This window comes from Vibrio sp. 1580 (assembly GCF_033340055.1).
Genome location: NZ_JAWOVT010000802.1, coordinates 1 through 505 on the forward strand (window position 1 = coordinate 1; position 505 = coordinate 505).

The 505-nt window shown below is 46.7% G+C and carries 1 protein-coding gene; it reads left to right on the top strand.

What is annotated here, in order from left to right:
* Positions 1-505: amino acid permease (locus tag R7093_RS28470; RefSeq protein ID WP_318147441.1), on the top strand; the 505-nt coding region annotated here is incomplete at both ends.

Genomic DNA, 505 nt, shown 5'->3' on the forward strand with positions numbered 1-505 from the left:
GAATCGCTGGCCATTTTTCTTTGTGGGCTTGGGTCCTTTTATTCATCGCGATTTGTCCAATTGCGCTGACTTTTGCCCAACTTGGTAAGCGTTACCCGAATGCTGGCGGCACGGCATTTTTTGTGCGTCAAGCTTTTAACTCGAGATTGGAAAGCAGCGTCGCTTGGCTATTTGTCAGTGTAATTCCCGTTGGCGTGCCTGCCGCGATTGCTCTTGCAGCAGGTTTTCTTCAACAACTGCTTCCTACTCCAATTAACAACCACTTATTTGCGCAAGTATTGACGGTTTTTCTGCTCATTTTGGTCAACCTATTGGGCACCAAATCATCAGGGCGCTTGCAAACCATCATCGCATTGAGTGTTTTTGCTTTGGTTGGTGCATTTTTGTTTAAAGGCGAAATCAATAGCGCAGATCTTTCAATGCCGACTCTCACAACAGAGTCCATTTGGTCTATCACCGCGGCACTTGGTGTGATGTTCTGGTGCTTTGTTGGCATCGAAGCCTT